This is a genomic window from Pseudoxanthomonas sp. USHLN014 (assembly GCF_037153335.1).
GTDB classification, from domain to species: Bacteria; Pseudomonadota; Gammaproteobacteria; order Xanthomonadales; family Xanthomonadaceae; genus Pseudoxanthomonas_A; species Pseudoxanthomonas_A winnipegensis.
The window spans coordinates 24,300-42,376 of sequence record NZ_JBBCKO010000010.1; the positions used below are offsets into that span (position 1 = coordinate 24,300).

Genomic DNA, 18,077 nt, shown 5'->3' on the forward strand with positions numbered 1-18,077 from the left:
TTTGCGCCAAGAATGGGCAGGTCATCCCGACGCATGGCCCCTACCGTGATGCTCCTCATCAAGACCGGAGCAGCACATGGGTGTCATCGTCATCACCGGAGGCAGCCGCGGCATCGGCGCCGCCACGGCCAGGGAATGCGCGCGGCGCGGGCTGGGCGTCATCCTGACCTACAACCGCAATCCCGCCGCCGCCGAGGCGGTGGTGGAACAGATCACCACGCAGGGCGGGCGCGCCTGCGCCCTGCCGCTAGATGTCGGCGATGTCGCCAGCTTCGGCGAATTCGGCGACGCCGTCGCACTGCAGCTGGAAAGGCTATGGGGGACCCGCGCGCTTGCGGGCCTGGTCAACAACGCCGGCTACGGGCGGTTCAATCCGATCGAGTCCGTCACCGAGCAGGAGTTCGATGGGCTGTTCGGCGTGCACCTCAAGGGCCCCTTCTTCCTGGTCCAGCAGTTGCTGCCGCTGCTTGAACGCGGCGCCTCCATCGTCAACCTGACCAGCGCCACCACCCGCGTGGCCACCGCCGGCGTGGCGCCGTATGCCGCCTTCAAGGGCGGGCTGGAGGTGCTGACGCGTTACATGGCCAAGGAGTTCGGCGCGCGCGGCATCCGCGTCAACGCCGTCTCGCCAGGCCCGATCCGGACCGAACTGGGCGGCGGACTCAACGATGAGTTCGAGGCCCTGCTGTCCGCCCAGACCGCGCTGTGCCGTGTCGGCGAGCCCGAAGAGGTCGCACGGGTCATCGCGATGCTGCTGTCGACAGACGGCGGATGGATCAACGCGCAGTCGATCGAAGTCGCCGGCGGCTACATCGTCTGAGGAGGACGCCATGCTGGATCATGTGTTTCTGACGGTGAGCGACCTGCGGCGCTCGGTGGCCTTCTACGAGGCCGCGCTGAGGCCGCTCGGCATCGTCAATCGCCTGGATTACGACGGCCGCGACGGCCCGCCCGGCCATCCCGATCTCAAGGGTTTCGGCGCCAACGGCAGGATGTTCTTCTGGCTCAGACAAGGGCAGCCCAGCAGTGTTGCCGCCCATGTGGGCTTCGTGGCCGCTTCCGCCGAGCATGTGGATGTGGCCTATCGCGCCGCCCTGCAGGCCGGCGCCACCGAGATCCACCCGCCCGGCGCCCAGCTCCACTACGACCCGCACTACTACGCGGCGCAGGTCAGGGATCCGGATGGCTACAGCCTGGAGTTCGTCTACAAGCGCTGGCAGCACGAGGAGTGAGCCCATGACACCGAAGCAACGCCTGCAGGCCGCTGCAGAGGCCTTCATCGCCGCGACCAATGCCTTCGATGCGCAGGCCGCGTTGGCACTGTTCGCCCCGGACGCGATCGTGGACGACCCGTCCACCGGACGAAGCTTCGTCGGCCATGCCGGCATCCGCGATTATGTGGAGCGCTATTTCATCGGCTACCGCACGGTTACCCGACTGCTCTCGCTGCAGCAGCGCGCGCCGAACCAGGCCGTGGCCCGCGTGGACTTCACCGGAGATTTCGGCCACGAGATCGGCCTGCTGGACATCACGCTGGGAGCGGACGGCCGCATCGTCCGGATCGATGCGGATCTGGAGTAGGCAGCGCGATTCGAGCGAGCTGCCGCGGCGAGCCGCGCGATGCGGGACTGCTGGCATCGCCCGAAGCGCGGAGCGCCTTGCTCGGCCCCGCGCCATCCGGCAGACCGCGGGTACCCACGTCCCCGCTCTGCCCCTCCTCCACCGAGCGGGCGGCCGTGCGAGACGACACCGCCCCCTTCACCCAGACCCGAGCGCGCATGACCATGCTTGATCACATCGAATTCCCCGTGACCGACGCCGCGCGCTCGTGTCGCTTCTACGAGGCGGCCCTGGGCCCGCTGGGGTTCGCCCGCATCATCGCGGTGGAGCCCGAGCGGACAAGGACCGGCGGCTGGCGCTACGGGCTCGGCCAGGGCGGCTATCCATGCCTCTGGATCCACGATGGCCAGGCGGCCATGGCGGGAATGCATCTGGCCTTCGCCTCGAACAGCCGCCTTGCGGTCGATGCCTTCCACAAGGCGGCCCTGGCGGCGGGCGGCACCGACAACGGCCCACCCGGCGTGCGCGAGCGCTATCACGCCCACTATTACGCGGCCTATGTGCTGGACCCGGATGGCGTCAATGTCGAAGTGGTATGCCAGCGCTAGCCGGAGCCTGGTCCGCTTCCGATTGAAGGCGGACTTCCGCGCGCGCTTGTTTCAGCACGTCGCTGGCCCATGGAGCCTGGTCAGGCCTTCAGCTGAGCGACCGCATCGAGCGTGGCGACGTCCTCACGATCGAGCACCAGCTGCGCCGACTGCATGTTCTCGCGCAGGTGTTCCACCGAGGAGGTGCCCGGGATCAGCAGCAGATTGGGCGAGCGCTGCAGCAGCCAGGCCAGGGCCACCTGCATCGGCGTGGCACCCAGCTTCTGCGCGACGGCGGACAGCGCCGAGACCTGCAGCGGGTTGAAGCCGCCGAGCGGGAAGAAGGGCACGTAGGCGATGCCGTCCCGCGCCAGGGAATCCACAAGCGCGTCATCGGCGCGGTGCACCAGGTTGTATTGGTTCTGCACGCAGACGATGCGGCAGAGCGCGCGGCCTTCGGCGACCTGCGTGGCGGTGACGTTGCTCAGGCCGATGTGGCGGATGAGGCCACGCTGCTGCAGTTCGGCCAGGACGGTGAGGTAGGGCTCGATCGTGCCTTCGGCCGGAGCCATCACGTCGAACATGCAGCGCAGGTTGACCACGTCGAGCACATCTAGCCCGAGGTTGCGCAGGTTGTCGTGTACGGCGCTGGTGAGCTCCGCCGCCGACATCGCCGGCAGCCACTCGCCGCTCGCGCCGCGCCGGGCACCGATCTTGGTCACGATGGTGAGCCCGTCGCGATAGGGATGCAGGGCCTCGCGGATGATCTGGTTGGTGATGTGCGGGCCGTAGAAGTCGCTGGTGTCGAGATGGTTGACGCCCAGCTCCACGGCATGGCGCAGCACGCGCACGGCCGCATCCCGATCCTTCGGCGGGCCGAAGGCGTGCGGGCCGGACAGCTGCATGGCGCCATAGCCGAGGCGGGCGACGCTGCGATCGCCGAGGGTGAAGTCCTGCGGGATCGTGGAAGGGGTGGAAGAAGCATTCATGGCGGCACTCGTTTCGTCGGGGTGCGAGAAAACTAACGTCGCGGTGGCTGTGCGACAATCCACTACAAAGCGAACAGGCCGTCCGGATCGGCGAACAATGACCAACCAGTTGGGCGATATGCAGGCCTTTGTCCTGGTGGCGCGGGCCGCGGGATTCCGCGAGGCGGCCAGGGTGGCCGGGATCAGCGCGTCCAAGCTCAGCGATGCGGTCAAGCGCCTGGAAGCGCGGCTCGGGGTGCGCCTGCTCAACCGCACGACCCGCAGTGTCGGCCTGACCGACGCAGGCAAGGCGCTGCTGGCGCGCATCGAGCCCGCCCTGCGGGAACTGGACACCGCGGCCGACGCGATGAGCGGATTCAGGAGCACGCCCACCGGCACGCTGCGGCTCAATGTGCCGGTCAGCGCCGCGCGCCTGGTCCTGCCGCGGATCCTGCCGCCCTTCATGGCGCGCTATCCCGATATCAGCGTGGAGGTGCTGACCCAGGAAAGCTTCGTCGACGTCATCGCCGCCGGCTGCGATGCCGGGATTCGCTATGGCGAGCGCCTGCAACAGGACATGATCGCCCTCCCGATCGGCCCACGCGTGCAGCGCAGCGCCACCGCGGCCTCCCCCTCGTATCTGGACCGGCGCGGGCGCCCGGCCCATCCCCGCGACCTCTTCGACCACGACTGCATCCGCGGGCGCTTTCCCAGCGGGGTGGTGTCCGAATGGGAATTCGAGCAGGGCGAGGACGTGATCACCATCGTCCCGCGCGGACAGCTGCTGGTGGAGCTCGGCGGAGGGGTCGACCTGGCGATCGAGGCGGCCGTCGCCGGCAATGGCATCGTACATCTGTTCGAGGACTGGCTTCAGCCGCATCTGGCGTCCGGCGCACTGGAGCCCGTGCTCAAGCCGTGGTGGCAGACGTTTCAAGGCCCCTTCCTGTACTACCCCAATCGCGCGCTGGTGCCGCCGCCGCTGCGGGCCTTCATCGATTTCGTCAGGGCGCAGGGCGCGTAACGGCGTCCATCGAACACGCGGCCCCGCATCCGCCCTGGAAGACCATCGGCCTCTGACGGCCTTGCTGCGTGTTCCTTTCCGATGGCGAGCCCTGCTGTGAAGCTCCGCGTCTTACCCGTGCGTCCATGAGCAAGGCACGCGGGCCTCAGCCGGCACCCGCAACGGTCATGCGCTCGATCAGCAGCGATCCTGTGCGGATCCGCCCGCGCGTGTCGACATCGCGGCCGACCGCGACGATGCCGGCGAACATCTCGCGCAGGTTGGAGGCGATGGTGATCTCGTCCACGGGATAGGCGATGGCGCCGTGCTCGACCCAGAAGCCGGACACGCCGCGCGAGTAGTCGCCGGTCACGATCGACACGCCCTGCCCCATCACCTGCGTCACCAGCAGGCCAGTGTGCATGCGGCGCAGCAGGCCATCGAGATCCTCCGTTCCATGACCGACCTGCAGGTTGCTGATGCCGCCGGCGTTGCCGGTGCTGGCCATGCCCAGCTGCCGCGCCGAGCGGACGTCGAGGGCATAGCGCTGCAGCCGGCCGCCCAGGACCAATGCGCCGTCTGCCGCGGCGACGCCTTCGGCATCGAAGTGGCGCGAGCCGGCACCGCGCGGCAGATGCGGACGCTCGTGCAGGTCCATGAAGGCGGGGAACACCGTCTTCCCCAGGCCGTCGGCCAGGAAGCTGGCCTGCTGGCAGAGCGCGGCGCCGCTCACCGCCTCCAGGAAGTGGCCGAACAGGCCGGCCGCCACGTCCGCGGCGAACAGCACAGGGCACTGCCGCGTGCCGAGCCGCCGCGCGCCCAGCCGCTGCACGGCGTGCAGCGCCGCGCGCCGGCCGATCTCGGTCGGATCCTGCAGGTCCTGGGGCGAACAGCGGCTGTCGTACCAGCTGCCCGTCTGCATGCCGCGCGCGTCGCGGGTGATGAACGAGGCCCACAGCTGGTGGCGGGTCCGCGTGGCGGTGCCGAGGAAGCCGTTGGAATCGGCGCGCGCCGAGCGCTCCGCACGCGTGCCGAGCTGCGCGCCGTTGGTGTTGGCGATCCGGGCGTCGAAGTCGCGCCCGGCCGCTTCGGTCTGCCGGGCCTGTGCGATGGCGTGCTCGGCCTCCAGTGCCCAGGGATGCCAGAGGTCCAGCGGCGGCCGCTGGCGCGCAGACCCGTCCGGATCGGCCAGTCCGCCGTGGGCATCCGGCTCGGTCAGGCGCGCGAAGGCGCAGGCGCGCTCGGCCGCCTGGCGCAGGGAGGCGACGCGTGTGTCGCCGACGCTGACCACGCCCTTGCGGCCCGCGCGCCAGGCCGTCACGGTCACGCTGACGTCCTGGCTGCGGATCAGGGTCTCGACCTGATCCCTGCGCACGCCCACCTCCAGCCCGCTGGCGGCGTGCGCCACGACCTCGGCCTGGTCGGCGCCCAGGACGCGGCACGCGGCCACGGTCTGCTCGCACAGGGTGGCGAGCTCGAGCAGCTGGGGATCGTCCTGGTTCGCATCGGGATGGACGCGCAGGTTCATGCGGCGGTCCCGCCCACGGTCATCGCATCGATGCGCAGGGTGGGCTGGCCCACGCCGACCGGCACGCTCTGCCCGGCCTTGCCGCAGATGGCGATGCCGGCGTCCAGCCGCAGATCGTTGCCGATCATCGAGACCCGGCTCAGCACCTCGGCCCCGGCGCCGATCAGGGTCGCGCCGCGCACCGGCGCGACGATGCGCCCGTCCTCGATCAGATAGGCCTCGTTGGCGGAGAACACGAACTTGCCGCTGGTGATGTCGATCTGGCCGCCGGCGAAGTTCACCGCGTAGAGCCCGCGCCTGACCGAGCGCAGGATCTCCTCGGGCGCGTGCTCGCCCGGCAGCATGTAGGTGTTGGTCATGCGCGGCATCGGCAGGTGGGCATACGACTCGCGCCGGCCGTTGCCGGTGCGCGCCTTGCCCATCAGCCGGGCGCTCATGCGGTCGTGCAGATAGCCCTTGAGCACGCCGTCCTCGATCAGCGTGGTGCGCTGGGTCGGCGTGCCTTCGTCGTCCACCGAGAGCGAGCCACGCCGCCCGGCCAGCGTGCCGTCGTCGACGATGGTCACGCCCCTGGCCGCCACGCGCTGGCCCATGCGCTCGGAGAACACCGAGGTCTGCTTGCGGTTGAAGTCGCCTTCCAGGCCATGGCCCACGGCCTCGTGCAGCAGCACGCCCGGCCATCCGGGCCCCACCACGACGGTCATCTCGCCGGCGGGCGCGGCGACCGATTCCAGATTGACCAGCGCGCGGCGTACCGCCTCGCGCGTGTGCTCGAGCGCGGCGCCGCCCTCGATCAGCGTCGCCAGGTCGTAGCGTCCGCCGCCGCCGGCGCTGCCCGATTCGCGGCGGCCGTGGTGTTCGGCGATCACCTGCACATTGAGCCGCACCAGCGGCCGCACGTCGGCGACCAGCGTGCCGTCGGCGGCGACGATCAGGACGGTCTCGCAGCTGGCCATCAGGCTGGCGCTGACCTGCCTGATGCGCGGGTCCAGGGCGCGCGCCGCCGCGTCGATCGTGCGCAGCAGCGCGACCTTCTCCTCCGCGGCCAGGCCATCGATGGGGTCGATGGCCTCGTACAGCGGCGCCGGCGCATTGCGGACCAGCGCGTGCGCACGCCCCTGCCCGCCCGCCTGTGCGATGGCCCGAGCCGAGCCGGCCGCCTCGAGCAGCGCCGGCAATTCCATCGCATCGGTGTAGGCGAAGCCGGTCCTCTCGCCGCAGACCGCGCGCAGGCCGACGCCCTGCGCGCTGCTGTGGCGCGCCTGCTTGACGATGCCATCCTCGAGCGACCAGGACTCGCTGCGCGTCTGCTGGAAATAGAGGTCCGCCTCGTCGGTGGACGGCGCCAGCAGACGCGCGAAGACCCGATCCAGCCCGTCCAGGGACAGGCAGGCCGGTGCCAGCAGGCGCTGCTCGGCCTGGGCGATCAAACAAGACATGGAGATTCCCGGTTGGTGTGGAAGGCGGTCGCGCCGATGCCCGATGGAGCGAAGCGGGCGACCGCATGAGGCGCTCAGAACTTCTTGGTGACCTCGAAGCTCAGGCCGCGCCCGTAGACGTTGTAGAGCTGGGAGTTGAAGTACGGCGCGGAGGTCCAGTTGCGGTTCGGCGGCATCCTGTTGGCCAGGTTGGTGACCGCCAGCGATAACGTGGCCTGGAACGGCAGCTGATACTGCACCGAGCCGTTGAACAGTAGCCAGGCATCGTCGTAGCCGGGCGGGCCGTACAGCGCCACCTGCGCCGCGGTCGGGCTCCAGCCCCAGTTGCGCACCGAGAAGTTGGGTGTCTTGCCGTAGCGCACGCCCCACAGGGTGACCGACAGCGGACCCTGCTCCCAGCCGATGGTGGCGTTGAGCATGCGCGGGAAGAAGCTGGCCTGGCCCTTGGGCTCGTCGATCACATCGACGATAGGCGACACCGAATCCAGCTGCGCCCGGTAGTCGACGATGCGACTGGCGTTGAGCTTGAAGTTCCAGCTGCCCAGGCGCTCGGTGGCCACGCGATAGTTGGCCCCACCCATCAGCAGCTTCATCTGCTTGTAGGCCACGTTGAAGTACCCGCTCTGCACGCCGGTGATCAGCCCGTCGGCGCCGCGGCTGACCCGGGCCAGCGCGTCGGCGCAGCTGGGCAGGTAGGACGCCTGTCCGTTCTGCCGGCAGGCGGCCTCGTCGAAGAGGATGTTGGCCAGACTCAGCGCGCGCACCTCGTTGTGGATCTCGATGTCCATGAAGTCGGCGTTGAAGGTCAGGTTGCGCAGCGGCGCCCACACCAGGCCGATGCTCTTGGACTTGGAGGTCACCGGCTCCAGCGCTAGGTTGCCGCTGGTGTAGCTGGGCATGATGTAGCGGCACTGGGCACTGCTGCGCGACACGCCCAGCTGGTCGCAGCGATAGAAGTCGTAGGTGTTCTGGTTGCCCTTGCTGGCGCCCGAATAAAGGAAGGACATGTCCGGCGCGCGGAACGAGGTGCCCACGCCGCCGCGCAGCAGCAGGCTTTCGAACGGCCGGAACTCCAGGCCCAGGCGCCAGGTCGGGCGATTGCGGTCGTAGCCGGAGTAGCGATAGTCGTCGTATCGACCGGCGAGCGTCGCGGTCAGCATCGAGGCCATCGGCAGATCCATCTGCACCGCGCCGCCCCAGCGATCGCGATCGCCGTGGCTGGCCTGCGTGGCGCCGCCGAACATCGCACCGGAGCGGGACATGGCGTCGGGGCTGTCGTTCCAGCGCTCGTTGCCGCCTTCCAGCAGGACCGCCAGGCCCGCGTCGCCGCCGGGCAGGCCGAACAGGCGGGTGTTGTAGACCCGCGCGCTGACCTGCTGGGTCATGGTGTCGGCCTTGCGGGTCTGGTCGTAACTGAAACTCAGATACTCCTGCGGCGTCAGCGGCACGAAGACCTGGCGCACATCGCGGTAGCGCTGGGCCAGATAGGCGTTCATCGTCGGCGTCACCGGCTGAAGCTGGTGCTGCTTGACCGCGTACGCCGAGCGCGAATAGTAGGCGTCATAGCGCCAGTCGCCATCGCCGAGATCGCCGCGCAGGCCGCCGGTGAAGTCGTACTGATGGGTCCGGTTGCGCCGGGCCGCGTTGCCGAATCCGCCGATCTCCTCCAGCGCGAACTCGCGCGAGATCAGGTAGTTCCTGCCGGAGGCCTGGTCGGTGACGCTCTGCCAGTACCAGGTCAGGCAGCAGTTGCTCTGCGTCTGGCCCAGGGCGTAGTTCAGGTCCGCATAGGCGGTCATGCGCTCGGAGACATCGTGCTGCAGCGAGAGATAGCCGGCCACCGTGCGCCGCGCCGCGTCGTAAGTGGAGACCGAGGCCGCGGTGTTGTCCGAACCGCAGTACCTGGCCGCGCCGTTGGTCTTGTATTCCATCGTGCCGCCGAACAGGTCGGCCATCTGGGCGCAGCCCTGCGCGCCCGGGTCGTAGTAGGACGTGGCCGAGGTGCGGGCGAAGGCATCGTCCTTGGCCGGTGTGTAGGCGGTGAGCCTGCGCTCGGTGCCCAGCAGCGGCGCGGCATGGTCGTACTGCAGCGCATAGGTCAGCGAGGTGGCGCTGCCCAGCGCGCTTCCGCCCACCAGCTGCAGCCGCTGGCTGGCGCCGCCGCCTTCGGTGTAGACGTTGGACTGGACGCTGACCTCCGTGCCTTGCACATCGCGGCGCAGGAGGATGTTGACCACGCCGGCCACCGCGTCGGCGCCATAGGTCGCCGACTGGCTGCCGGGCAGGATCTCGACGCGGTCGATCATCGCCATCGGGATGTTGCTCAGGTCGGCCAGCATGCCGCCGTCGGTGGTATTGGCCGCCATCGGGAAGTTGGCGAAGGGATGGCCGTTGATCAGGATCTTGGTATAGCTGGCGCCCAGGCCGAACAGGTTGACCGAGCGCGCGGCCTGCGTATTGCCCGAGCCGATCGGCGCGCCTTCGCGCAGGCCGCCGCCGCCCAGGGTGGAGGCGCGCAGCGCGGTGGCAACGTCCTTGAAGCCCTGCCGGACCATGTCCCGATGGGTGATGGTCACAGTGGGCACGAAGGTCTCCAGCTGGCTGCGCGGCAGCAGCGAGCCGGTGACGCTGACGCCATCGAGCTGTCGCGGCTGGACCTGCTGCGTGGACGGGTTGGATGCCTGCGCCGGGTCGGTGTCCGCGGTCTGGGCATGGGCCGCGCTGGCAAGGCAGAGGGACACGGCGATGGCCAGTGCGCTCGGGGTGATCGTGTTCAACGAAGGCTCTCCGGTCGTGAGAAGAAGGGAACCGCTGGGTCAAACTCGCCCGCCGCTGCGGCACGGGCCGCCTCGTCCGGGATGGGAGCCACGCTCCCGCTTGCTTGTGTCAGGCGCGCTCCCCGCGCGCCTGCGCGCCTGTCTTTCCCACCTGGGCGCTTACCGCTGTTGCGTGGTGCGGCTGGCTAGCCCGTCGCGGGGACCACCTGCGCAGACGGTGCGGAACACCACGCCGGCCTGCCCGCGCCGGAGAAACTCAGCTTGCGTTCGTGCATGGCGATGACCGAGTCGCGGTGGGCGACGCTGATCACCGTGCAGCCCGGCAGCCGCTCGCGCAGTTGCCGGTAGAGCAAGGCCTCGGTGTCCTGGTCCAGGGCCGAGGTGGCCTCGTCCAGGAACAGCGTCTGCGGGCGCTGCATCAGCACGCGCGCGAACGCCAGGCGCTGCTGCTCGCCGGGCGAGAGCCGCTTGCTCCAGTGATCGACCTCGTCCAGGCGCTGGGCGTGGTGCTCCAGCCGGCAGGCGCGTAAGGCGTCGACGCAGCTTTGGTCGTCGAAGTCGGCGCTGTCGCCCGGGTAGCACAGCGCCTCCTTCAACGAGCCGATGGGCACGTAGGGCCGCTGCGGGATGAACATGCTGCGCCGTCCGCGCGGCATCTCGATGCGGCCGTGTCCGTGCGGCCATAGGCCGGCCAGCGACAGCAGGAACGTGCTCTTGCCGCAGCCCGAGGGCCCCACGATCACGCAGCTCGACCCGGCCTTGATGTCCACCGAGACCGGCTCGCCCAGCGCCCGCCCGTCCGGGCACTCCAGCGCCAGCGCATAGGTGCGCAGCACCTCGTCCTGGCTGTCGGCCACGACGATGTCGTGACGCGCATCGTGTGTGTCCAGCGCGTGGTCCAGCTCGACCAAGCGCGCCAGCGCGGCGCGCACGTCGGCCAGCTCGGTGTAGTTCTGGATGAACCACAGCAGGCCGATGCGGGTCTGGTTGCAGGTCTGGTGCAGCCGCGTCAGCTGGCCGAGCGAGAGGCCGCCGGCGAAGTACGCGCCGGCGCCGAGCACCCACGGCAGCAGCTGCACGCCCTGGTTGCCGGTATCGGTGGCCAGATTGACGCTGAAGGTATGGCGCACCACCTTGCGCCAGTTCTGGCGGATGCGGCCGAAGGCGCCGCCCAGGCGGCGACGCTCGGACGCCTCGCCCGCGTAGAGCGCGATGGGCTCGGCGTTCTCGCGCACGCGCACCAGGGCGAAGCGGTAGTCGCCCTCGCGCGCCTGCTGGCGATAGCGGGCGCGCAGCAGCGGCCGCCCCAGCCATTCCACCAAGCCGGTGCTGAGCAGGCAGAAGCCCAGGAACACGAAGACCACCAGCCCGGGAATGGCCACCTGCTGCCCGGCGACGGTGAAGGCGATATCGCGCGAGAGGTTCCACAGCACGCCGGTGAAGACCACCACCACGCCCATCTGGTGCAGGAATTCGAAGCCCTTGGTCACGCCCTTCTCGGTCAGGATCTGCAGGTCCTCGGACAGGCGCTGGTCCGGGTTGTCGATGCTGCCGGCGCGGTCCATCCGGTAATAGGCCTTGCGCTCCAGCCAGCGGTCGGAGAAGTACGCGTTGAGCCAGGTGCGCCAGCGCATGTAGAGCAGCTGCATCAGCCACTCCACCAGGGTATGGGCCAGCACCCAGGTGGCCATGACGGCGCCGGTGAGGATCAGCTGCCGCCAGAACACGCTGGCCTGGCGATCGCCCAGCGCATCGAACATCACCCCGTAGATGCGGTTCTGCAGCAGGCCCTGGTAGACCATCACCCCGTGCAGCGCGGGGATGGACAGCAGCAGGAGCCAGGCCATGAGCCGGTCGTCCGAGCGCCAGTAGCCGCCCAGCAGGCGCCAGAGCTGACGCGCCGGGACCTTCGGCAGGTGCCTTTCGTCGTGGTCGGTGTCGTTCATCGAGGCTCCGTGGCAACGGCAGCGGGCAGAGCGCGATGGCCCCAGGTGGCAGCGCGCCGCGCCACTGGCCGCCTGGACGGCGGCCAGCACAACGGGCGTCTGCGAGAGCGTTCCCCTTCTCCTCGGACGGCCCCTCCGCCGGTCCGGTCCTTGTCCTTCATCCTCCGCTGCGGCGTCCCCCCGCTGCAGCGTCGGTGGCCTGCGCGCGTTGGCGGTTGGCCGGGCGCCTGCGGCACGCGTCGAACGCGGGCCGCGGGCGTGCCGTCATTCCGCCAGGCGCAGGCCGGTCATGCCTCAGGCGGCCAGCACGGTGAAGCCGGCGTCGGTGATCACATGCTTGATCGCATCGACGTCGATGCCGGCCTCGTCGAAATCGACGGCGACCTGCTTGGTCTCCAGCACGATCTGCGTGGCCTGCACGCCGTCGGTGCCTTCCAGCACGCGCTTGAGGCGGCCAGAGCAGCCTCCGCACTTCATGCCGTCTACGGTCAGTTCGATATGCATCTTGGGCTTTCCTTGGGTGTGGGAAGTGGGACTGGGAAGCGGGCCGGCCAGGGCGATCCGATCATTTCGGACGCCAGCGGTTGAGCAGCAGCGAGTTGCTCACCACCGAGATCGAACTCATCGCCATCGCCGCGCCGGCGATGACCGGATTGAGCAGGCCGAAGGCGGCCAGCGGGATGCCGAGCACGTTGTAGAAGAAGGCGAAGAACAGGTTCTGGCGGATCTTGCGCAGCGTGGCGCTGGACAGATCGATGGCGGTGGCTACATGGCGCAGGTCGCCCTTGACCAGCACCACGTCGGCCGCCTCGATGGCGATGTCCGAGCCGGCGCCGATGGCCAGGCTCACATCGGCCGCGGCCAGCGCCGGCGCGTCGTTGATGCCGTCGCCGACCATGCCCACGTGCCCGCCCTGCGCCTGCTGCAGGCGCTTGACCTCATCGGCCTTTTGCTGCGGCAGCACTTCGGCGAAGTAGCGCGTGATCCCGGCCTGGCGCGCGATCGCCTCGGCGGTGTGGCGGTTGTCGCCGGTCATCATCACCACGTCCACGCCCATGGCCTGCAGCCGGCGCACGGCCTCGCGCGAGGTGTCGCGCAGCTGGTCGGCGATGGCGATGAAGCCGGCGGTCACGCCGTCCACCGCGACGCCGACCACGGTCTTGCCCTGGGCCTGCACGGCCTGGGCGCGGGCTTCCAGCGCGGTGCTGGTGCGGGCCCGCTCGGCCGCCAGCCAGGCCGGCGAGCCCAGGATCGCCTGGCGCCCGTCGATCACGCCGCGCACGCCCTTGCCCGGGATCGTCTCGAAGTCGGTCACGCCCGCCGCCTGCATGCCGGCCGCCTCGGCGGCCTTCATGATCGCCTTGGCCAGCGGATGCTCCGAGCCGGCCTCCAGGCTGGCCGCCAGGCGCAGCAGCGCGTCGCGTTCGGTCTCCGCGCTGGGCAGCAGGTCGGTCACCTGCGGCCTGCCTTCGGTCAGGGTGCCGGTCTTGTCGACCACCAGGGTCTTGAGCGCGCGGGCGCGTTCGAGCACCTCGGCGTTGCGGATCAGGATGCCGGCGCGCGCGCCCATGCCGGTGCCGACCATGATCGCCGTCGGCGTGGCCAGGCCCAGCGAGCACGGACAGGCGATCACCAGCACCGCGACCGCGTGCACCAACGCGACGGAGAAGCTGCCGGTGACCAGCCAGGTGATGGCCAGGGTCAGCGCGGCGATGGCCACGACGACGGGCACGAAGATGCCGGCGATCCGGTCGACCAGGTGCTGGATCGGCGCCTTGGAGCCCTGCGCCTCGTCGACCATGCGGATGATCTGGGCCAGCATGGTGTCCGCGCCGATGCCGGTGGCGCGCGCGCGCAGCATGCCGTACTGGTTGACCGTGGCGGCGAACAGCCGGCTGCCGGGCTCCTTGTTTACCGGCATCGACTCGCCCGAGAGCATCGCCTCGTCCACGCTGGAGGTGCCGCTGAGCACTTCGCCATCCACCGGCACGCTCTCGCCCGCGGCGACCACGAACACATCGCCCACCACCAGGCTGCCGGCATCGACCTCGACCAGCTTGCCGTCGCGTTCGACCTTGGCGGTCTTGGGCTTGAGGTTGAGCAGCGCGCGGATCGCCGAGGAGGTCTTGCGCTTGGCGCGCGCCTCCAGCAGGCGTCCGAGCAGGATCAGGGTGATGATCGAGGCGCTGGCCTCGAAGTACACATGCTGGCCCGGCAGATCCAGCACCGTCACCACCACGCTGTACAGATAGGCCATGGACGTGCCCAGCGCCACGAGCACGTCCATGTTGGCCGTGCCGCTGCGCAGCGACTTGAAGGCCGCCTTGTAGAAGCGCGCGCCGATCCAGAACTGCACCGGCGTGGCCAGCACCAGCTGCAGCCAGCGCGGCAGCAGTTCGGCGTGGTGGCCGCCCAGCGCGTGGCCCAGGTCGGCGAAGTCGAACATGGTGAACATCTGCGCGAACAGCGGCAGGGTCAGCACCACCGAGGCCACGAACATCCAGACCTGGCGGCGCCAGGCCGCGCGTTCGCCGGCCTCGCGCGCGGCCATCTCGGCCTCGCCGATCTCGCGCACCTCGCTCGCGCCGAACCCGGCCTTGCCGATGCGCTCGACGATCTGCGCCACGTCGACCACGCCCGGGGTGTATTCCACCCGCGCCTTGGCCGAGGCGAAGTTGACGTTGCCGGCGATCACGCCGGGCGTCTTGGCCAGCACGCCTTCGATGCCGGCCGCGCAGGCGGCGCAGCTCATGCCGGTGATCTCCAGCGCCACGGTCTCCGGCGGCACCGAGAAGCCGGCCTTGTCCAGCGTCTCCACCAGGGCCTGCGGCTGGACCTGGGTGCGGTCGCACTGCAGCTGCACGCGTTCGCTGGCGAAGTTGACCGTCGCCTTGACGCCCGGATGCTTGTTGAGCAGCTTCTCGATCGTGGTCGCGCACGCCGCGCAGGTCATGCCGCGGACCGGGAAGTTCAACGTGGTGGCTGCCGCCTGACTCATGAATCGTGTTTCCTGTCTTTGAGATCCGCGCCGCAGCACGGCGCGGGCGAAGGCGCGGCCGCCGCATCGTTCGCCTCGGGCGGCGCGCCGTGGATGCTGGAGAGGATCGGGCAGCCTTCCGGCTCGCCGCAGCCGGGGCAGGCGTCGATCAGCCGCGCCAGGGCGTCGCGCATCTCGGTGAGCTGGGCGATGCGCACGTTCAACTCCTGCAGGCGCCGGCTGGCGCGCTGCTTGACGCCTTCCACGCCGTTGACCCGATCGGATTCCAGCGCCAGCAGCTCGCGGATTTCCTCCAGGCTGAAGCCCAGCTCCTTGGCGCGCAGGATGAACCGCATGCGCTCGACCGACTGCGTGTCGTATTCGCGATAGCCCGAGGCGCGGCGATAGGCGGGCGAGAGCAGCCCCTCGCGCTCGTAGTAGCGGATCGTGTCGATCGCCACCCCGGACTGCTGGGCCAGCACGCCGATCGTGAAGTGGGAACCTGGCGGTGTGGAGTTCATGAGGTGGACCCTAAGACTTGGACCTAAGTCCAGAGTCAACGTGATTGTTGCATTGCGAGATGGACATTCATTATTTGTTCATTCCACGAGCGACGATGCGTCGTGCAGGGCCTTGTGGAGTGGGCTCCAGGGTTCTGTCCTATCTGGGGCCATGCGCGGCGGTTGGCTTGCCCGTGCGGATCTCTTGGTTATCCTGCAGCCATTCCTCGCTGCTTCCGCATCCGCCTTGTCGCTGCCGTCCGCCCTCCTGCGCCTGCTGCTGTGCACGATCCTGCTGGTCAATGGCGCAGGCGACGCCGCGGCGCGCGCCTGGGCGCAGGCGGCGGCGAATGCGCACGGGCCGGCCGCATCGTCGGCATCGCACGGCCATGAGGCGCACGCGTCGATGCAGCATCGGCCCGGCCACGCGCAGGCCGATTGCCAGATGCACCAGCGCGCCGCGCCGGCCTGCGGGCAGGCGATGGAGGGCGCGCACCAGAAGCATGGCGAGCACTGCTGCGCCTCGTCCGAATGCCACTGCGCCGCGGCCTCGCAGGTCATCGTGCCGGCGCTGCCGACCCTGGTGCACCCGCACGCGCCCGCCAGCCGCACGCTGGCCTTCGACGCGAGCACGCGCGGCGCGCCCGCCGTGCCGCCCCTGATCCGCCCCCCGATCCGCTAGCGCCCGCTCGGCCGCGTCTGTCGCGGCCTGGATCGCAGTCGCAGCCCGGCCTTGGCCTGGCGCGCTGCGCCTGCACTTCGTGCCGCATCGGCACGGCTTTCGATCGAGGCGTCTATGCCATCACGCTTTTTCTCCGGGCCCGATCGGGTCCCGGACCCTTCCCGCCGTACCTTCGTCACCGGCCTGGCGCTGGGCAGCGCCACGCTCGGCCTCGGGCTGGCGCGGGTACCCGCCTTCGCCCAGGACCGCCTTGCGGCCGCCAACGAACTGCGCGGCACCCAATTCGACCTGGCCATCGGCGCGAGCCGCGTCAACTTCACCGGCCGCGAGCGGCCGGCGATCACCGTCAACGGCCGCCTGCCCGCCCCGCTGCTGCGCTGGCGCGAAGGCGACACGGTCACCATCCGCGTCAGCAATCGCCTGGCCGCCGGCACGCAGACCTCGGTGCACTGGCATGGCCTGCTGCTGCCGGCCAACATGGATGGCGTGCCGGGCCTGAGCTTCGACGGCATCTACCCAGGCGAGGCCTATCTGTACCGCTTCAAGCTGCGCCAGTCGGGCACCTACTGGTACCACAGCCATTCGCTGCATCAGGAGCAGGCCGGGCTGTACGGGCCGATCGTCATCGAGCCGGCCACGCCGCCGCCCTACCACTACGACCGCGAGCACGTGGTGCTGCTGTCGGACTGGACCGACCTGGATCCGGCCGCGCTGTTCCGGAGGCTGAAGAAGATGCCGTCCTACGACAACTACTACCAGCGCACGGTGGGCGACTTCGTGCGCGATGCGCGGCGCGACGGGCTCTCGGCCACGCTGGCCGACCGCGGCATGTGGGGCCGGATGCGGATGACGCCCAGCGACCTGTCCGACGTCAACGGCCACACCTACACCTATCTGATGAACGGCACGACGCCGGCAGCCAACTGGAGCGGCGAGTTCCGCCAGGGCGAGAAGGTGCTGCTGCGCTTCATCAACGCCGCCAACATGACCTATTTCGACATCCGCATCCCGGGCCTGAAGATGACCGTGGTCGCGGTGGACGGGCAGTACGTCCATCCGGTCAGCGTGGACGAGTTCCGCATGGCCGTGGCCGAGACGGTGGACGTGATCGTCGAGCCGCGCGGCCAGGACGCCTACACCGTCTTCGCCCAGGACATGGGCCGCACCGGCTATGCGCGCGGCACGCTGACCACCCGCATCGGGCTGGAGGCGCCGATTCCCGCGCTCGATCCGCGCCCGCTGCTGAGCATGGGCGACATGGGCCACGACATGGGCGCGATGGGCGGCATGGACCACGGTGCGGCCGGACACGACATGGCGGGCATGGACCATGCGGCGATGGGGCACGGCGACATGGCCGGCATGGATCACTCGGCCATGGGCCATGGCGGCATGGCCGGGATGGATCACGGCGCGATGGGCCATGGCGCCGGTGGCATGCCCGCGCATCCGGCCAGCGAGACCGGCAACCCGCTGGTGGACATGCAGTCGATGGCCACCGCGCCCAAGCTGGACGACCCCGGCATCGGCCTGCGCGACAACGGCCGCAAGGTGCTGACCTATGCCGACCTGCGCAGCGTCTTCGACGATCCCGACGGCCGCGAGCCCGGCCGCGAGATCGAGCTGCACCTGACCGGCAACATGGAGAAGTTCGCCTGGTCGTTCAACGGCATCCCGTTCGCCAGCGCCGAGCCGCTGCGGCTCAATTACGGCGAGCGCGTGCGCATCGTGCTGGTCAACGACACCATGATGCAGCACCCCATCCATCTGCACGGCATGTGGAGCGATGTGGAGGATGCGCAGGGCCGGTTCCAGGTGCGCAAGCACACCGTGGACATGCCGCCGGGCACGCGCCGCAGCTATCGCGTGCGCGCCGACGCACTCGGCCGCTGGGCCTACCACTGCCACCTGCTCTACCACATGGACGGCGGCATGATGCGCGAAGTGCGGGTGGAGGAATGAGCATGCAGACCTTGCCCCGCACCGCAGCGGCCATCGCCCTGGGCCTGCTCGTTTCGTCGCCGGCGCTGGCCGGCCAGACCGCCGCGGAGACACCGCAGGCCACCTGCAAGAAGGCCGCGCAGGCGCAAGCCAATGGACAGCCTTCGTCCCC

General features: G+C 69.7%; 15 protein-coding genes. 7 read left to right on the top strand and 8 right to left on the bottom strand.

From position 1 onward, the window contains the following. Positions 1-76: 76 nt before the first annotated feature. From WFQ05_RS16550 to WFQ05_RS16565, 4 genes are all read left to right on the top strand, one after another. Positions 77-820, top strand: a complete 744-nt coding sequence (locus WFQ05_RS16550) for an SDR family oxidoreductase (protein ID WP_337054589.1) — start codon at positions 77-79, stop codon at positions 818-820. 10 nt (positions 821-830) lie between these two features. Further along, on the top strand, positions 831-1,232 hold the full coding sequence (locus WFQ05_RS16555; protein WP_337054590.1) for a VOC family protein: 402 nt from the start codon (positions 831-833) through the stop codon (positions 1,230-1,232). Positions 1,233-1,236: 4 nt separating this feature from the next. After that, complete coding sequence (locus tag WFQ05_RS16560; protein WP_337054591.1) at positions 1,237-1,581, top strand: nuclear transport factor 2 family protein; 345 nt, start codon at positions 1,237-1,239, stop codon at positions 1,579-1,581. Positions 1,582-1,778: 197 nt separating this feature from the next. Continuing rightward, positions 1,779-2,168 (top strand): VOC family protein, encoded by a 390-nt coding sequence (locus tag WFQ05_RS16565; protein WP_337054592.1) that lies wholly within the window; start codon positions 1,779-1,781, stop codon positions 2,166-2,168. Positions 2,169-2,248: 80 nt separating this feature from the next. On the opposite strand, the gene WFQ05_RS16570 is transcribed toward WFQ05_RS16565, so the two are convergent. Next, positions 2,249-3,136, bottom strand: a complete 888-nt coding sequence (locus WFQ05_RS16570) for an aldo/keto reductase family oxidoreductase (RefSeq protein ID WP_337054593.1) — start codon at positions 3,134-3,136, stop codon at positions 2,249-2,251. A gap of 118 nt (positions 3,137-3,254) precedes the next feature. Here WFQ05_RS16570 and WFQ05_RS16575 point away from each other — a divergent pair, with 118 nt between their 5' ends. Further along, a complete protein-coding gene (locus tag WFQ05_RS16575) occupies positions 3,255-4,136 on the top strand; it encodes a LysR family transcriptional regulator (RefSeq protein ID WP_337054685.1) in 882 nt (293 codons plus the stop codon). A gap of 145 nt (positions 4,137-4,281) precedes the next feature. Here WFQ05_RS16575 and WFQ05_RS16580 read toward each other — a convergent pair whose 3' ends face one another. The 7 genes from WFQ05_RS16580 to WFQ05_RS16610 all read right to left on the bottom strand — a co-directional run bounded on the left by WFQ05_RS16580 (position 4,282) and on the right by WFQ05_RS16610 (position 15,303). Continuing rightward, on the bottom strand, positions 4,282-5,643 hold the full coding sequence (locus WFQ05_RS16580) for a metallopeptidase TldD-related protein (protein ID WP_337054594.1): 1,362 nt from the start codon (positions 5,641-5,643) through the stop codon (positions 4,282-4,284). Next, entirely contained in the window at positions 5,640-7,082 is a 1,443-nt protein-coding gene (tldD, locus tag WFQ05_RS16585) for a metalloprotease TldD (protein WP_337054595.1), read from the bottom strand. The genes WFQ05_RS16580 and tldD overlap by 4 nt, the downstream gene beginning before the upstream one ends. 74 nt (positions 7,083-7,156) lie before the next feature. Further along, positions 7,157-9,859 (bottom strand): TonB-dependent receptor, encoded by a 2,703-nt coding sequence (locus WFQ05_RS16590; protein WP_337054596.1) that lies wholly within the window; start codon positions 9,857-9,859, stop codon positions 7,157-7,159. A 185-nt stretch (positions 9,860-10,044) separates the two neighbouring features. After that, complete coding sequence (locus tag WFQ05_RS16595; protein WP_337054597.1) at positions 10,045-11,805, bottom strand: ABC transporter ATP-binding protein/permease; 1,761 nt, start codon at positions 11,803-11,805, stop codon at positions 10,045-10,047. 294 nt (positions 11,806-12,099) lie between these two features. Next, positions 12,100-12,309, bottom strand: a complete 210-nt coding sequence (locus WFQ05_RS16600) for a heavy-metal-associated domain-containing protein (RefSeq protein WP_234852709.1) — start codon at positions 12,307-12,309, stop codon at positions 12,100-12,102. A gap of 61 nt (positions 12,310-12,370) precedes the next feature. Beyond that, positions 12,371-14,803 carry a heavy metal translocating P-type ATPase gene (locus tag WFQ05_RS16605; protein ID WP_337054598.1) on the bottom strand — a complete coding sequence of 811 codons (2,433 nt, stop codon included), beginning with the start codon at positions 14,801-14,803 and terminating at the stop codon, positions 12,371-12,373. Beyond that, positions 14,800-15,303 carry a heavy metal-responsive transcriptional regulator gene (locus tag WFQ05_RS16610; RefSeq protein WP_337054599.1) on the bottom strand — a complete coding sequence of 168 codons (504 nt, stop codon included), beginning with the start codon at positions 15,301-15,303 and terminating at the stop codon, positions 14,800-14,802. Before WFQ05_RS16610 ends, WFQ05_RS16605 begins: the two co-directional genes overlap by 4 nt. A gap of 226 nt (positions 15,304-15,529) precedes the next feature. Between WFQ05_RS16610 and WFQ05_RS16615 the strand changes: the two genes are divergently transcribed. Together WFQ05_RS16615 and WFQ05_RS16620 are read left to right on the top strand one after the other, a co-directional pair. Continuing rightward, positions 15,530-15,964 (top strand): CopL family metal-binding regulatory protein, encoded by a 435-nt coding sequence (locus WFQ05_RS16615; RefSeq protein WP_337054600.1) that lies wholly within the window; start codon positions 15,530-15,532, stop codon positions 15,962-15,964. Between the two features lie 114 nt (positions 15,965-16,078). Then, entirely contained in the window at positions 16,079-17,926 is a 1,848-nt protein-coding gene (locus tag WFQ05_RS16620; RefSeq protein ID WP_337054601.1) for a copper resistance system multicopper oxidase, read from the top strand. The last annotated feature ends 151 nt before the right edge of the window (positions 17,927-18,077 follow it).

Bases quoted from the DNA above. Each gene is read 5' to 3' on its own strand.
- WFQ05_RS16550 (WP_337054589.1), top strand. From the start codon at position 77: ATGGGTGTCATCGTCATCACCGGAGGCAGCCGCGGCATCGGCGCCGCC.
- WFQ05_RS16555 (WP_337054590.1), top strand. From the start codon at position 831: ATGCTGGATCATGTGTTTCTGACGGTGAGCGACCTGCGGCGCTCGGTG.
- WFQ05_RS16560 (WP_337054591.1), top strand. From the start codon at position 1,237: ATGACACCGAAGCAACGCCTGCAGGCCGCTGCAGAGGCCTTCATCGCC.
- WFQ05_RS16565 (WP_337054592.1), top strand. From the start codon at position 1,779: ATGACCATGCTTGATCACATCGAATTCCCCGTGACCGACGCCGCGCGC.
- WFQ05_RS16570 (WP_337054593.1), bottom strand. From the start codon at position 3,136: ATGAATGCTTCTTCCACCCCTTCCACGATCCCGCAGGACTTCACCCTC.
- WFQ05_RS16575 (WP_337054685.1), top strand. From the start codon at position 3,255: ATGCAGGCCTTTGTCCTGGTGGCGCGGGCCGCGGGATTCCGCGAGGCG.
- WFQ05_RS16580 (WP_337054594.1), bottom strand. From the start codon at position 5,643: ATGAACCTGCGCGTCCATCCCGATGCGAACCAGGACGATCCCCAGCTG.
- tldD (WP_337054595.1), bottom strand. From the start codon at position 7,082: ATGTCTTGTTTGATCGCCCAGGCCGAGCAGCGCCTGCTGGCACCGGCC.
- WFQ05_RS16595 (WP_337054597.1), bottom strand. From the start codon at position 11,805: ATGAACGACACCGACCACGACGAAAGGCACCTGCCGAAGGTCCCGGCG.
- WFQ05_RS16600 (WP_234852709.1), bottom strand. From the start codon at position 12,309: ATGCATATCGAACTGACCGTAGACGGCATGAAGTGCGGAGGCTGCTCT.
- WFQ05_RS16605 (WP_337054598.1), bottom strand. From the start codon at position 14,803: ATGAGTCAGGCGGCAGCCACCACGTTGAACTTCCCGGTCCGCGGCATG.
- WFQ05_RS16610 (WP_337054599.1), bottom strand. From the start codon at position 15,303: ATGAACTCCACACCGCCAGGTTCCCACTTCACGATCGGCGTGCTGGCC.
- WFQ05_RS16620 (WP_337054601.1), top strand. From the start codon at position 16,079: ATGCCATCACGCTTTTTCTCCGGGCCCGATCGGGTCCCGGACCCTTCC.